The 14,282-nt window shown below is 63.5% G+C and carries 13 protein-coding genes; 11 read left to right on the forward strand and 2 right to left on the reverse strand.

Going from position 1 to position 14,282, the window contains the following annotated elements; translation table 11 throughout:
* Positions 1-92 precede the first annotated feature (92 nt).
* Positions 93-1,493 carry a sigma-54 dependent transcriptional regulator gene (locus BX592_RS17750; RefSeq protein ID WP_134193110.1) on the reverse strand — a complete coding sequence of 467 codons (1,401 nt, stop codon included), beginning with the start codon at positions 1,491-1,493 and terminating at the stop codon, positions 93-95.
* 559 nt (positions 1,494-2,052) lie between these two features.
* Here BX592_RS17750 and BX592_RS17755 point away from each other — a divergent pair.
* From BX592_RS17755 to BX592_RS17795, 9 genes are all read left to right on the forward strand, one after another.
* Positions 2,053-2,562 (forward strand): hypothetical protein, encoded by a 510-nt coding sequence (locus BX592_RS17755; RefSeq protein WP_134193111.1) that lies wholly within the window; start codon positions 2,053-2,055, stop codon positions 2,560-2,562.
* Between the two features lie 143 nt (positions 2,563-2,705).
* Positions 2,706-3,218 carry a hypothetical protein gene (locus BX592_RS17760; protein ID WP_134193112.1) on the forward strand — a complete coding sequence of 171 codons (513 nt, stop codon included), beginning with the start codon at positions 2,706-2,708 and terminating at the stop codon, positions 3,216-3,218.
* Positions 3,215-3,868, forward strand: a complete 654-nt coding sequence (locus BX592_RS17765) for a hypothetical protein (protein ID WP_134193113.1) — start codon at positions 3,215-3,217, stop codon at positions 3,866-3,868. Before BX592_RS17760 ends, BX592_RS17765 begins: the two co-directional genes overlap by 4 nt.
* 26 nt (positions 3,869-3,894) lie before the next feature.
* Positions 3,895-5,478, forward strand: a complete 1,584-nt coding sequence (locus BX592_RS17770; RefSeq protein WP_134193114.1) for a hypothetical protein — start codon at positions 3,895-3,897, stop codon at positions 5,476-5,478.
* Between the two features lie 114 nt (positions 5,479-5,592).
* Complete coding sequence (locus BX592_RS17775) at positions 5,593-6,303, forward strand: C39 family peptidase (protein WP_134193115.1); 711 nt, start codon at positions 5,593-5,595, stop codon at positions 6,301-6,303.
* Between the two features lie 7 nt (positions 6,304-6,310).
* Entirely contained in the window at positions 6,311-7,153 is an 843-nt protein-coding gene (locus BX592_RS17780) for a peptidase C39 (protein ID WP_134193116.1), read from the forward strand.
* 204 nt (positions 7,154-7,357) lie between these two features.
* Positions 7,358-8,803 carry a hypothetical protein gene (locus BX592_RS17785; RefSeq protein WP_134193117.1) on the forward strand — a complete coding sequence of 482 codons (1,446 nt, stop codon included), beginning with the start codon at positions 7,358-7,360 and terminating at the stop codon, positions 8,801-8,803.
* A gap of 126 nt (positions 8,804-8,929) precedes the next feature.
* On the forward strand, positions 8,930-10,339 hold the full coding sequence (locus tag BX592_RS17790) for a sigma 54-interacting transcriptional regulator (protein WP_377681520.1): 1,410 nt from the start codon (positions 8,930-8,932) through the stop codon (positions 10,337-10,339).
* Between the two features lie 115 nt (positions 10,340-10,454).
* Positions 10,455-10,952, forward strand: coding sequence for a dihydrofolate reductase (locus BX592_RS17795; RefSeq protein ID WP_134193119.1), 498 nt, complete (start codon positions 10,455-10,457; stop codon positions 10,950-10,952).
* Positions 10,953-11,088: 136 nt separating this feature from the next.
* Here the strand turns inward: BX592_RS17795 and pmbA are convergent, their stop codons facing one another.
* Positions 11,089-12,465 (reverse strand): metalloprotease PmbA, encoded by a 1,377-nt coding sequence (pmbA, locus tag BX592_RS17800; RefSeq protein WP_134193152.1) that lies wholly within the window; start codon positions 12,463-12,465, stop codon positions 11,089-11,091.
* A gap of 555 nt (positions 12,466-13,020) precedes the next feature.
* On the opposite strand from pmbA, the gene yjgA reads away from it, so the two are divergent.
* Both yjgA and mog read left to right on the forward strand, forming a co-directional pair.
* Positions 13,021-13,635, forward strand: coding sequence for a ribosome biogenesis factor YjgA (yjgA, locus tag BX592_RS17805; protein WP_134193120.1), 615 nt, complete (start codon positions 13,021-13,023; stop codon positions 13,633-13,635).
* On the forward strand, positions 13,616-14,248 hold the full coding sequence (gene mog, locus BX592_RS17810) for a molybdopterin adenylyltransferase (protein WP_134193121.1): 633 nt from the start codon (positions 13,616-13,618) through the stop codon (positions 14,246-14,248). Before yjgA ends, mog begins: the two co-directional genes overlap by 20 nt.
* Positions 14,249-14,282 lie beyond the last annotated feature (34 nt).

The following is a 14,282-nucleotide window of genomic DNA, read 5'->3' on the forward strand; positions in this document are numbered from 1 at the left end:
GCTCCACCAAAGAAATAGCCGCGCCGCAAACGGCGACACGCGCGATAATCCGCGCGGGACATGCTGCTGGACAAGATGAGGTTGAACTCAGATCACAGATGCTGGACCGACGGCGGCAATGCCACATGCGGCGTGATCTGCTCGCTTTCCATATGCCGCATCCCATGCGAACACAGCAACCGGTACAGCGTGACGCGCGAGATGCCCAGTTCCTGGGCCGCATCGCCAAGACGCCCACGGTGACGCAGCAGCGCGAGTTCGATCGCCTGCCGCTCGGCCGCCTCGCGCGCCTGCGCCAGCGACACCGGCACGATCTCGACGTATTCGGACAGCTCGAGGTCGCGCGCGGTGATCGCGCGCCCTTCCGACATCACGATCGCGCGCCGCACACGATTGATCAGTTCGCGCACGTTGCCCGGCCAGCTGTAGTTATGCAACGCGGCGATCGCATCGGGCGCGAACCCGCGCAGCCGCCGGCTCGCATCCTTTCTGAAACGTTCGAGCATGTGCCGCGCGAGCAGCTCGATGTCCTTGCCGCGTGCGCGCAGCGGCGGCTCGTCGATCTGCAGCACGCACAAACGGTGATACAGGTCCGAGCGGAAACGCCCTTCGATCATCGCGCTGTTCATGTCGACGTGGGTCGCCGAGATTATCCGCACGTCGACTTCGATTGAGCCGTGCCCGCCCAGCCGTTCGACCTTGCGTTCCTGCAGGAAGCGCAGCAGGCTCGCCTGGCTTTCGAGCGGCAGGTCGCCGATTTCATCGAGAAAAAGCGTGCCGCCATTGGCCGCCTCGACGCGGCCGATCTTGCGCTGGTTCGCGCCGGTAAACGCGCCGCGCTCGTAACCAAACAGTTCCGACTGCAGCAGGTGCGGCGGAATCGCGCCGCAGTTGATCGCGACAAATGGCGCATTGCGGCGCGCGGAGCGCTCGTGAATCGCGACTGCCGTCAATTCCTTGCCGGTACCCGATTCACCGGAGATAAACACCGGTGCGTCGGTCATCGCGACTTTGCGGATCGAGCGGAATAGCGCGAGCATCGCGTCGCACGACCCGACCATTTCGCCTTCGGTACCCGCGATTTGCGTCGCGTCGTTCGACGCGGTCTCCTCGCCAAGCGAGATCATGCCGTAAGCATGGCCAACCGAGTCGACGATCCGGTCACCCGAATAAGGTACCGTTACGTAGTCGAAACAGTAATCGCGCACCAGCCGGCGCAACGCGGCGTCCTGCAGTTGACCGGGCATCGTCGCCGCGACCCAGCCGACATTCGGCATGGTCAGGCATGATTCGAAAGCAGCGATTTCGTGTTGCTGAAAACAGCTCGACAGATCGAGCAGACCGCCCGCCGCAGCACCCGCGCGGACGGCGCGGCGCGCATCGCGCGCGGAACCGACGACTTCGACGTGCCAGCCGCGCTCATGGAAACGCGCATTGAGCTCAGCACTGGGATCGCGTGAAACGTAAATCAGTTGCCGCGTTGCGGATTCCATTATTCAGATCCTCTCGTCAACGAACGTTAAGGATGACGCACGTACCTGAACCGCTATTCCACGCATTCCTTCAGATACGTCAATTCGCATCGGGATTCGCATATACAACGAAAACCGAACGGCCATTCCATTCCGTACGGACAGCTGATCCCCGAAAAACGGCGCTTGTATTGAACGACCCAAGAATGGGCTTTTTAAAACGTATGCTGTAGTCGAGAGCTTACTATACGTGCGGCGCTTCGAAAAACAAATATGCAAATTAATTCAGTACCTCTTGATTAGGTAACGCTGACCGGTCACCGCGAGAATCAACGGTAAGTTCTTTCTGAATAAAACCAGACTCGCGCTTTCCCCATACTTTATCTGCTGCAAAAAAATCGTTGTGTCGGCAATCAAATGTCGAATTCACTCCATGCGGTAATCGCGTATCACTGCTGAAACGTTTTCAGGCGATTTGCGATTGCCCGCGTCACACTGGTTTCACACAAGCCCGATGCAGCAACGGATTGGCCGCGATGGCATATGTTTCGCTAAACGTGCCGCAAGAAGGAGACACATCATGCGACTCGTTTCCCGCGGCGCTTCATCCCATCGCCTCGCCATCGGCATGGTCCGCTGGCGCATCCGGGCTTCGGCGCGCTCGCTTGCCAGACTCGCTGCGCTGGGCGCGGCGCTCGCGCTGATCACGCTGTCCACCAGTTCATTCGCTCAGGTTTCCGCTTCGTCGCACTCCACCGACGCCGGTTACGCCGCCCTCGCGGACACCACGCCCGCAGCGGCGGCGTCGCCGGAAACGGCGGCCGCGGATCGCGAAGACGAAACGTCCGCAGAGGTATTGAACACGCCAGCCGATGTCGTTTCGATGAACGACGTCGCTTTGGATGACCAGGTGCTGGCGCGGCAACGCGGAGGCGCGAGCGGCCTCACGATGGTCGCGGCCACGCCGCAACTGACGCGCGGTTCGTCGGTGACGCTGTGGGACGAGATCGCACCGCCCGCGCCGCTGCCGGTTCCGGTCGACGCCGCGCGCGCCGCGCAAAGCAATGTCGCGAGCTACATGAGGAAGTAAGCGACGCCGTTACGCACTACCCCGTGCGGCCGATCCGGGACCGGCCGCGCAACAGATGCAGGCAAAGAAACAGGAAAGGCGCAGGAAACGAGCACGAGAGAGACCGCTTTACCACTGTTGAACAACACGCTGTCGGGGAACACATGAACGCGTCGCTCAAAGCATCGTTGCAGACGTCACGCAGCCGGGCCAGGCTCGTGCTGAATTCGTTGATCGCCGCGCATGCCGCCTTTATCGGCTGCGCGGCACACGCTCAGCAGGTCACGAATCCGGGCGACATCGTGCTCGAACGCAAGGTCGAGCCGCGCAACGCATTCGACTCGGTACCGCGAAATCAGGAACCCGTACTATCGCGCGCGACGACATTTCCGGCGAACAGCTTTAATCCGGCGATGGCGCAGCTTGCATCCGATTCCGACCTGACCAACGCACGTGGATCGACCGGTGTGGCTTCGCCCGGCGCGCTCGCCGGCACGGGCATGCAAGCCGTCACACGCATTCTTTCCGGCAATACGACCGGCAACAACGTCGCGCTCGGCTCGGGCGGCATCGGCCAGCCGGCTCCGGGCATTGGCGGCACGATCTCGTCGACGGTGACGGGCTCGCTCGCGCCGCTGTCGAATGCGCTCAGCGGCGCGCTGGGAGGTCTGAAATGAACCCGCGCCAGTTATTCATGCAACTGAAGTCCCAGTTAAAAGCACCGCTGATCTGCGTCGCCTATGCGGGGCTCACGGCCGCGCTGACGTGTGCGACGCATGACGCAAACGCGCAAACGCTTGCGCGCATCACCGGCAACGCAAGCATCGCGACCGGCGCGGCAGTCGGCGCGACCGGCGCAATCACCGTGAACGAGGCCGCGGGCCTGAACAACGCGCAGGCGAACCAGCTGACGATGTCGACCGGCGGTTCAGTCGCGAACGACAACGCAAGTGTGCAAAGCGCGAGCGCTTCCGCGAAGGTCACGAGCGCGCGCGCATCCATTGACGGCAATGCCTTTTCGAATACATCCGGCGCCGTACTGGTGAACCAGTCTGCGGGCGCGGGAAATCTCCAGCGCAACAGTGTGCAGCTCGGCACTGCCGCGATCGGAGCCGAGACGGTTTCGGACAGCGTGCTGTCCGCAGCGGTCCCGAAGAACGGTGGTCTGGCGCGACCGAACGGGGTTCACGACGCGAGGGAGGCAACTCTCTCCAACGAGGCCTTCAAGAACGTCAATGGCATCGTGCAGATCAACCAGACTGCCGGAGCCGGTAATGCCACGGCGAACAGTTTTGTGCTCCGTCCCCCGGCGGGCACTCTTTTCTAACTGACCACAAGTATCGGAGCGACATCATGAAATTAGAGCGCACTTTGATTGCGGCAGCCGTTCTCGCCGCGGCATCGAGCAGCGTGTTCGCAGGCGGAATGAAGAACCCGTACATCTTCAATGCGACGATGGTCGGCGAGCAGGTCGGCATCGAGGGCTTCGTGGGCCTGTTCGGCTGCGTGTCCGTATCGAGCACCGCTGGCGCAGTCGTCAACAACACGCAGAGCGCGAACGTCTTCGCATCGCTCGACGCACCGGCGCAGAGCTATATGCGCGGTGCGGTGACCACGCGAGTGAACGACACGAAATCCAGCGTAACCGGCACCGGCACCAACAACGTATGGAGCAACAGCTCGTTCTCGACTAGCGAGCAGCATGCAGCGTCGAACACGTCATCGAGCTCGCATATGTCGAACTCGACCACGACGGTTTCGTCGTCGCGCAACTATTCGTACGGCAACCAGTCGACGGCCAGCGCATCGAGCGAACATCATCAGTCGAGCGACAGCGGCCATGCGAGCAACAGCTCGTCGTCCTTTGACGGCGCGATTTCGGCCAGTGCCAACGTGAAGCAATCGAACTCGAAGTCGGGCGACTTCTCCGGCAAGTTCTCGCAAGGCAAGTCCGGTTCGTCGAGCTACAGCTCGCAGGGCGCTAACTGGGGCGGCGGCTGGAAGGCCTATGAGTCGAGCGGCTCCGAACAGTCGTCGGGCAACGCGAGCGGCTCGTTCAACAAGAACGGCATGTCGAGCGCGTCGGCTTCGGTTGACGCGAAAGCGTCGGGCCATCTGAACACGAGCCACAGCGACACGCAAAGCGAGCACAAGAACAGCTCGCAGAGCTGGTCCGCGCAAGCCGCGAACAGCGGCTCGGGCAACAAGTCGGCCAGCGCGACGAACACGATCGCGCATAACGACTCGAGCTCGAGCTCGTCGTCCCACTCCGGTTCGTCGTCGTTCTCGACGTCGTCGTCGGCATCGAAGAACTGGGGTTATAACGTGAACGATACGCTGAACACGGTCGACGAAAAGACCACCGGCTCGGTCACGCAGTACGTGAACACGCAGGCGCCGGGCACGCTGAACGCCGGCACCGGCAGTAACGCGGCATCGGGCGTATCGGGCAACCTCGGCATCAACGTCGCGGAAGGTATCGACAACGCGCAAAGCAACGATGTCGCGCTCGCGTCGGTCGACGTCGGCAATGTGTTCGGCAACGCACAGATCTTCAACTCTCAGGGTTCGTCAGGCCACGCGAAGATCAACAACTTCAATCTGAACGCATCGGTCGGCGACGGTTCGTTGTCGCACGTGACCGGCAACGTCGGCGTGAACGTCGCATCGGGTATCGGCAACGTGCAGAACAACAGCCTTGCCGGCGCGGTGACGACGACCAACGCAGGCAGCGCGCAGACGACCGCGATGGTGGCCACGGACGAAAACTCGCAAACCGCGAACATGTCGGTGCGCGGGCAGTTCCAGGGCAGCGCGATGCTCGGCGCCAATACGCTCGCGGGCGCGTCCGGCAACATCGGCGTGAATATCGCGGGCGGCGCCGGCAACGTGCAGCACAACGGGCTGGCGATCGCCGCGCTCAACAGCGGTCACTAGCGTCTGGCGTTGCATAAGCAGCACGGTCAAGAAGGTTGAAATGATGATGTAAGCCAACACGGCTCGCGCCGGCTGCCACAGAAGCAGCCGGCGCATTTCTGGCAGGAGACCAGCATGTCCGGGTTTGTTCGCTTCCCGGCGTTACCGCTCGCCTTTGCGATCTGTTGTTGCACGTTGTGTGCGACAGCCCACGCACAAGCGAGCATCGATACGTCTACCCTCGCAGGTATTCCGCTGACCAAAACGGTTCGCTCGATGAGGGACATCCGCTACAGCCATGTCGTCAACCAGCAGTTCGATTACAGCTGCGGTGCGGCTGCGCTCGCGACGCTCCTCAAGTACGGCTACGGCATCGACATCCCCGAGACGGAACTGATCCGCCGGATGATGGTTTTCTCCACGCCCGACGTCGTGATCAAGAACGGCTTCTCGATGCTCGACATGAAGAAGTTCGTCGAGACAATCGGGCTGCGCGGTAGAGGTTTCCGGGTCAATACGGACGCGTTGTATCACCTGCAGATCCCCGTGATGGTGTTGATGAACATCGACGGCTATGAGCATTTCGTGATCGTCAAGCATGCCGAAAACAGCCGCATTTTTATCGCGGACCCCGCGCTCGGCAACCGGATCCTGCTCGAAGAGGATTTCGCGAAAACGTGGAACGGGCTCGTGTTTGCCGTCGTCGGCAAACCCTTCAGGGAGGATTCACCGCTGTTGCAGGACAACGAGTCGCTGGCGTTGAAGCTGCGCGCAAGCGCGCTCGCGACCGGCACCGCCGCGACGCCCTTTGTCGAATACGGCCTGTCCAAGGCAGACCTGTTCTGAGCTCACCATGAAGCGCGAACACTCACCCCTCAACCGCGCCTTGCTAGCCGCCGTGCTCGCCACAGCGGGCGGACTCGCAGGCGGACTGTCAAGCGGAACGTATGCGCAAGGCAGCGGCGCGATGCCGTTGCCGTCGTTCCTGTCCGCACACGACAGCACAGCAGAAGCGATCCGGTGGCAAGCAGTCGGCGACGATGTCCTCGCCGGTCAGACCGGCAAGTTCGCAAACGGCCAGATGATCTCCGGCTTTGTTCTGAACCTGCTGTCGCAATGGCATCTGCCGAACGGCGCAAGCGCGATCGCGCAAGGCTCGCTCGCGGTCACGCAGAACGCGGCGAACCAGATGAGCGCAACCGTCAATTCAAGCGCGCATGTCGTCGACGGCCACGGCCGCCAGACCGGCGCGGATCCGTCGGCGAAGGTCAATGGCGGCCAGCAGATTGCGGTGAACGGCGTGTCGCAGGTCACGCAGGTGGCCGGCAATAGCAATGTCGGCATGAACGCAGCGCAAATCGATTTCGCCGCGAATGGGCTACCGCCGGTCACCGGCAACGGCGCGACGAGCGCGAGCGCGTCGAATGCGAACGGCAGCATCCGGGCCGCGGTGTCGTTCGGCAACGGCGGCGTGAGCGTCACACTGCAGACGCCCGCGGGCCTCGCAACACAAACCATTGCACCCGGCAACGGCCAGGCCGGTTCGATCGCGCAGCTGTTGCAGATCGCGGGCAACAACCAGCAGGTCGCGAACCAGTTGCAGTTGCAGTTGCAGAGCGCGCAGATGTCGTCGGCCGCAATGCGTCAGGCGGGCGTGATGCAGGCGCTGCAAAACGCGGTCAACGGCAGGAAGTGAGCGTAGGAAACAACCGGGACCTTTCGCGCGCGGGTGACGGGACATAGGGAGCAGCACACACGGAATGAGGCAAAGCGCAGGAGACGACGCGGGCCGCCACCCGCACTGCATCACATAAAAGCAGGAACGAAGCGCAAAGGAGACGACGCTGCGCGAACGCAAAACAATCGCGACGCGCAGCCAGATGACCGGGGGAATAACAAGATGATCGCCGATACGAAGACCAGGAGGCCGCGGTTCGCACTCGCGGCCATACCGGCAGCGGCATTGATGTTTGCATGGGCACAGGGGGCCGCCGCACAGGCCCTGACGAACCAGTCGATGGAGGACCGGCTCAATGCGCTGATGCGCGTCGTCGACGAGCAGCAGCGGCAAATTCAATCACTCGAGCGTCAAGTGACGAATCTGGAAATGGCGCAGCGCGGCCGCGGCACGCCTGGTCACGGCGAGCCCGGCACCACTGCGGTAGCTGAACAACCCGGCGCCGACGGTCTACCGATGCCGTTGCCGCCGCTTGCGCAGGTCACGCCCGGGCCGTCGTCGCCGACCGGGCCGAGCGGCGCCACGGCAACCGGCGTGCCGGTCAATCCGCCGGCGCCCGAAGGGTCGACCGCGACCGGCTCGACCGCGCCGGGCGCGCCGGTCGCGCCCGACGGTGCGATCGGCCAGACGCAGAAGGCCGCCGAACCGGTGCGCACGCAATCGGAAGAAGCCGTCGTGCAGCGCGAGCATGCGCCGCTGTTCGATCACAAGCTGACACTCGACTGGGGTATCAGCGACACGTATTACGACCGCCGCCAGCTGCAACTGTCAGGCTTCCTCGCGCTCGATGCGATCTTCCTCGGCAATATCAACCTGGGCGAAACGAAGTCGCATCAGGTGATGTCGGACCTCGACGTGCGCTACGGCCTCACCGATCGCATCAGCGTCGACGTCGATGTGCCCTATGTGTACCGGCACAGCACGTTTATCGTCGGCGGCGCGGGCGGTGCGGCGAGCACGCTGTCCGATGCGTCGGTGAATTCACACGCGATCGGCGACGTCAATTTCGGCATCTACTACCAGTTCCTGAAGGAAACCAACAGCATCCCCGACGTGGTCGGCAGTCTGCGCGTGAAAGCGCCGACCGGCACATCGCCGTTCGGTATCAAGGTCGTGCAACTGACGCCGGACAACACGAACCTCGTCGCGCCGTCGGAACTGCCGACCGGCACCGGCTTCTGGAATATAACGGCCGGAATGTCGGTACTGAAAACGTATGACCCGATCGTGCTGTTCGGCAGCTTGTCGTACACGTATAACGTGGCGCGCTCGTTCGCGGACATCTCATCGGTACAAGGCCAGGTTGAACCGGCGACCGTGAAGCTCGGCGACATCGTGCAGATCGGCGGCGGTGTCGCCATTGCGTTTTCGGACAAGGACTCGGCGAGCATCTCGTACACGCTCGCGCTCGAGCCGTCGTCGAAAACGAAGGCACCGGGTGGCAGCTACCAGGATGTGCCGGGTAGCCAGACCACCGCCGCAGTCCTGAATTTCGGTTTGAACCATGTGGTCAACAAGCACCTGACGATCAACGGCGCGGTATCGATCGGCATGACGCCCGATGCGCCGAACTTCGTGGTCGGGCTGCGCTTTCCCTACACCTTTTGATGTGCCATCGAGACGAGGCTGATCGTGCGTGAATCATCCCATCTGACTTCAGTGCCCGCGGTCGCGGCAAGCGGCCTGCCTTTATCGGTCGCGCGCTCGCCGCAGCTGCCGACGGCCGGCGCGCCCGTGCATGACGAGCGCACGACCGACGTGGGCGCGCGCATCGACCGCACGCTGCTGTACGTCGCGCGCACACCCGACGATACGCTCGTCGCACATCTGAAGAGCCGCGGCTGGGCCGTACTGGTCGCGCGCTCCGCGCACGAGATCGGCCGGCTGCTGAAGCCGGACGCCGCGTGCGCGGGGATCGTCGATATGGCGAGCTTCGCGGTCCGCGATCTGGCGGCGCTCGAAGTGAGCCTGCGCCGGCAGCAGGTCGGCTGGATCGCACTGGCCAACGCCGAACGTCTCGCGGACCCGGAAGTGCGTCGTCTGATTCGCCACTACTGTTTCGACTACGTGAAGCTGCCGGTTGCGCATGCAACGATCGATTATCTGGTCGGCCACGCGTTCGGCATGGTCACGCTTTACGATGCGGACGTGCCGGTCGATACCGCGCACGAAGGCGACGAGATGGTCGGCACATGCGAAGCGATGCAGCAGTTGTTCCGCACGATCCGCAAGGTCGCGAACACCGATGCGCCGGTGTTTATCTCCGGCGAATCGGGCACCGGCAAGGAACTGACCGCGGTCGCGATTCATGAGCGCTCGCCACGCCGCAACGCGTCGTTTGTCGCGATCAATTGCGGCGCGATTCCACACCACCTGCTGCAATCCGAACTGTTCGGCTATGAACGCGGCGCGTTCACCGGCGCCAACCAGCGCAAGATCGGCCGCGTCGAAGCGGCCAACGGCGGCACGCTGTTTCTCGATGAAATCGGCGACCTGCCGATGGAAAGCCAGGCGAGCCTGTTGCGCTTCCTGCAGGAGGGCAAGATCGAGCGGCTCGGCGGCCACGAATCGATTGCGGTCGACGTGCGGATTATTTCGGCGACTCACGTCGATCTCGAAGACGCGATGCGTGACGGGCGGTTCCGCGCGGACCTGTTTCACCGGCTGTGCGTGCTGCGCGTCGACGAGCCGCCGCTGCGCGCCCGCGGCAAGGACATCGAAATTCTCGCGCATCACATCCTGCACAAGTTCAAGACCGATAGCGCGCGCAAGATTCGCGGCTTCACGCCATCGGCGATCGAAGCGATGTACAACTACAACTGGCCGGGCAACGTGCGCGAACTGATCAATCGCGTGCGCCGCGCGATCGTGATGGCGGAGACCAAGCTGATTTCAGCCGAGGATCTCGATCTGGCGAACTACAGCGCGCAACAGACGATGACGCTTTCCCAGGCGCGCGAAGCGGCCGAGAAACGCGCGATCGAAGCGGCGCTGCTACGGCACCGGCATCGTCTGAACGAGGCGGCGACCGATCTCGGCATTTCGCGCGTCACGCTGTACAGGCTGATGGGCGCGCATGGGCTGCGCGAATCCGGCGGCGATGACAAGGCGCTCCTTCAGGGCGAAAGCGATACACGCGAATGAAACGTTTTTGCGTCGCTCACGCGGGTAGGTCGAAGCGCACGGCAAGCGCGCGGCAGTGAACTGTCCCGCGCGCGTCGGGTAGAATCGCTGCGAACCGTTCCTCCCGCTTCTCTCGATGACGACGCTGACCCTGATCGTCGCTCGCGCCCGCAACGGCGTGATCGGCAACCACAACCAGCTGCCCTGGCGGCTTCCCGAAGACCTCGCGTTTTTCAAGCGCACGACGATGGGCGCGCCGATCGTGATGGGCCGCAAGACCCATGAATCGATCGGCCGTGTGCTGCCGGGCCGGCGCAATATCGTCGTGTCGCGCGATGCGACGCGTCGCTACGCCGGCTGCGACACGGTAACGAGCCTCGACGACGCGCTCGCGCTCGCCGCACAGGACGACGCGCCGGAAGCGTTTCTGATTGGCGGCGCGCAGCTTTACGAAGATGGCTTGCGTCACGCGGACAAGATGATCGTGACGGAAATCGCCGCGGACTTCGAAGGCGATACGACGTTTCCCGCTCCCGATCCGCGCGAATGGGAAGAAGTGGCGCGCGAGCCGCATCGCGCGAATCCGCCGAACGACTTCGAGTACGCGTACGTCACATATCGACGCAAGAAATAAGCGGTATAACCGCGCACCACTGCGCCAGAAAAGAACATCGCCACGCTGCGCGGACGCGCTGCGTGGCGATTTTGCGTTATTGCCTGCTATGTCGGACCGCCCTGGCAGACGCTTCGACGCGATATCGCAGCAAGCGTCATTGCCCGGCGACCGTCATCCGTTCGATCAGGATCGAGCCGGTCTGCTTGGTGCCGCGCACGATCGTGTCCGCGCCGATCGCGACGATATGCCGGAACATCTCCTGCAGCGTGCTCGCGACGGTGATTTCTTCGACCGGATACTGGATCTTGCCGTTCTCGACCCAGAAACCCGACGCACCGCGCGAATAGTCGCCAGTCACGTAGTTGACGCCCTGCCCCATCAGTTCGGTCAGCAACAGCCCCGTGCCGAGCTTCTTCAACATCTGTTCGAAGTCGTCGCCGGCTTGCGTGAGCGAGCTCCTCAGCGACAGGTTGTGCGAGCCACCGGCATTGCCGGTGGTCGGCATACCGAGCTTGCGCGCGGAGTAAGTCGACAGGAAATAGCCTTCGACCACGCCGTCCTTCACGACCGAGCGCTGACGCGTGCGCACGCCCTCTTCGTCGAACGGCGCGCTGCCCATCGCGCGCGGCACATGCGGGTCTTCGACGATCTGCACGTGCGGCGCGAATACCGGCTTGCCGAGGCTGTCGACCAGAAACGACGTCTTGCGATACAGCGCACCGCCGCTGGTTGCCTGCACAAACGCGCCGAGCAGGCCCGCCGCGAGTGGCGCTTCGAACAGCACCGGCACCTTGCGCGTGTCAAGGCCGGTAGCGCCCATGCGCGCGAGCGCGCGTTCTGCCGCGTAGCGGCCCACCGCTTCCGGTGCGGCCAGTTCCGACGCGCTGCGCTTCGATGTGTACCAGTCGTCGCGCTGCATGTTGCGGCCACTGCCCGCGATCGGCGCGCACGCGACGTAGTGCCGTGAGTACGGGTAGCCGGCGAGAAAACCTCGCGACGTGCCAAGCACGAACTGCGAATGCTGCGCGGACACGCTCGCGCCTTCCGAATTGCGAATCTGCGGGTCGGTCGCGAAGGCCGCGTCCTCCGCGCGGCGCGCAATCTCGACCGCCTCGTCGGCGCTCAGATTCCACGGGTGATACAGATCGAGGTCGCGCGGCGCCTTTTCGAGCAGTTCGTCTTCCGCGAGGCCCGCACAGTCGTCCTCGGCCGTGAAGCGCGCGATGTTGTACGCGGCATTCACCGTATCTTTCAGCGCTTGCGCGGAAAAGTCCGACGTGCTCGCATTGCCGCGCTTATTGCCGATAAACACGGTCACGCCGACCATCTTGTCGCGGTTGTGCTCGATCGTCTCGACTTCGCCGCGGCGCACCGAGACCGACAGACCGTCGCCTTCGGAAATTTCGGTCGCCGCGTCGCTCGCGCCGAGCGATTTCGCGTGGCGAAGGATGTCCGACGCGATCTGCTTCAGTTCGTCCTGCGTATGCGGAAAGAAACGTTGCCGGGCTTCGGTGTCGATATCTGCTGCCATTGTCATTGCCGTCCTGGGTTGGCGTACTGGGCGAGCACTGCCCGCCTTGCGGTTACGCACTGGGTTGCGCGTCGGTTGCGCGCGGGGGGTGCCCCGCGTGAGTTGCCCGTGTTCGTGCCTGCTTGATGCTGTATCGCTGTATCGCTGTATCGCTGCTTCGCTGTATCCGATGCCGGCCCGATGCAGGTCGGATCAGACCGCCGGCGGGTTCGGACTCGCCGTACTTGCGCCCGCCACGGCCGGATTTCAATCGGTCGTGCTTGCTACCTGTGACGCTACCTGTGACGACTTGCACGACATGCGGTTCGTCGGCATCGCGCCTGCTTGCGCTGCGATTGCGGCTCGCGCGTGCAGCACACGTGAGTCCCGCGCTCTACGCTGCGACGTTTGCGAATCACCATGCATCTCGCGATCATAGCAAGGTCCGCGCGAGCGTACCTGGCCTTTGCATCACGCGTGGTGCGCGAACGCGGGCGAAAGCGCGGCGCGCCGGGCGCCGCTGTGCGCGTGCTGACGGGAGAGGCTACCCGAAGCTCGCAAGTTACAATATCGGGCATGACACGCAAAACCCGTATTCAACCTATGGCGAGCCCGCCCGTCGAAGACGACAACGGCTACGATCGCCCAAGCAAGTCTCAACTGAAGCGCGAAATGCACGCGTTGCAGGCGCTGGGCGTCGAACTCGTCGAACTGCCGAAGGACGCGTTAAAGCGCATGCCGATGCCGGAAAAGCTCGGCGAAGCGATCCAGGAAGCGCGCCGCATCACCGACCACGAAGGCAAGCGCCGCCAGATTCAATACGTCGGACGAGTGATGCGCACGCTGACCGACGACGAAACCGCCGCGCTGCGTAACGCGCTCGAAATCTACAACGGCGCGAACCGCGCCGAGACCGCGAAGCTGCACTGGATCGAGCGCACCCGCGAGGCGCTGCTCGCAAACGACACGGCGCTCACCGAATTCATTCGCCAGCATCCGTCCGCGGACCCGCAGGAAGGCCGCACGCTGATTCGCAATGCGCGCAAGGAAGCGGAGCTCGGCAAGCCGCCGCGCTATTTCCGCGAACTGTTCCAGTGGATCAAGCAGGCGGGCGGCGTACGCAATGCCGCGAGCGGTGCTAATACCGGCTCCGGCGATGAGGAAGATGACGATGACGACTCCGACAGCTGACAACCGGAATCCACACCCCGACGAACTGATCGTCGGCCTCGTTTCGATCAGTGACCGCGCGAGCAGCGGCGTATACGAAGACAAGGGCTTGCCTTCGCTCGAGGAATGGCTCGGCGGCGCGCTCGGTTCGCCATGGCGCAGCGTGAAACGCCTGATTCAGGACGACGCGCCGACCATCACCGCAACGCTGATCGAACTAGTCGATCAAGCCGGCTGCCACCTCGTGCTGACGACCGGCGGCACCGGCCCGGCACGGCGCGATGTGACGCCCGAGGCGACGCTCGCGGCGGGGACGAAGGAAATGCCGGGATTCGGCGAGCAGATGCGGCAGATCAGCCTGAATTTCGTGCCGACCGCGATCCTGTCGCGGCAAGTCGCGGTGATCCGCGAGACGCCCGCGCGCGCGGCGCTGATCGTCAACCTCCCGGGTCAGCCGAAGTCGATCCGGGAAACGCTCGAAGGCTTGCGCGACGCGGACGGCAACGTCAAGGTGCCGGGCATATTCGCCGCGGTGCCGTACTGCATCGATCTGATTGGCGGGCCGTACATTGAGACGAACCCCGCGGTAGTGGCCGCGTTCCGGCCAAAGAACGCGGTGCGTCCGCCGCGCTGAAGGCGGCGGCGCTGCGAGCGTATTACGGTTATCC

The organism is Paraburkholderia rhizosphaerae (assembly GCF_004366595.1).
GTDB lineage: Bacteria > Pseudomonadota > Gammaproteobacteria > Burkholderiales > Burkholderiaceae > Paraburkholderia > Paraburkholderia rhizosphaerae.

Bases quoted from the DNA above. Each gene is read 5' to 3' on its own strand.
- mog (WP_134193121.1), top strand. From the start codon at position 13,616: ATGACGACTCCGACAGCTGACAACCGGAATCCACACCCCGACGAACTG.
- BX592_RS17780 (WP_134193116.1), top strand. From the start codon at position 6,311: ATGAAGCGCGAACACTCACCCCTCAACCGCGCCTTGCTAGCCGCCGTG.
- BX592_RS17760 (WP_134193112.1), top strand. From the start codon at position 2,706: ATGAACGCGTCGCTCAAAGCATCGTTGCAGACGTCACGCAGCCGGGCC.
- BX592_RS17770 (WP_134193114.1), top strand. From the start codon at position 3,895: ATGAAATTAGAGCGCACTTTGATTGCGGCAGCCGTTCTCGCCGCGGCA.
- BX592_RS17795 (WP_134193119.1), top strand. From the start codon at position 10,455: ATGACGACGCTGACCCTGATCGTCGCTCGCGCCCGCAACGGCGTGATC.
- yjgA (WP_134193120.1), top strand. From the start codon at position 13,021: ATGACACGCAAAACCCGTATTCAACCTATGGCGAGCCCGCCCGTCGAA.
- BX592_RS17765 (WP_134193113.1), top strand. From the start codon at position 3,215: ATGAACCCGCGCCAGTTATTCATGCAACTGAAGTCCCAGTTAAAAGCA.
- BX592_RS17750 (WP_134193110.1), bottom strand. From the start codon at position 1,493: ATGGAATCCGCAACGCGGCAACTGATTTACGTTTCACGCGATCCCAGT.
- BX592_RS17755 (WP_134193111.1), top strand. From the start codon at position 2,053: ATGCGACTCGTTTCCCGCGGCGCTTCATCCCATCGCCTCGCCATCGGC.
- BX592_RS17785 (WP_134193117.1), top strand. From the start codon at position 7,358: ATGATCGCCGATACGAAGACCAGGAGGCCGCGGTTCGCACTCGCGGCC.
- pmbA (WP_134193152.1), bottom strand. From the start codon at position 12,465: ATGGCAGCAGATATCGACACCGAAGCCCGGCAACGTTTCTTTCCGCAT.
- BX592_RS17775 (WP_134193115.1), top strand. From the start codon at position 5,593: ATGTCCGGGTTTGTTCGCTTCCCGGCGTTACCGCTCGCCTTTGCGATC.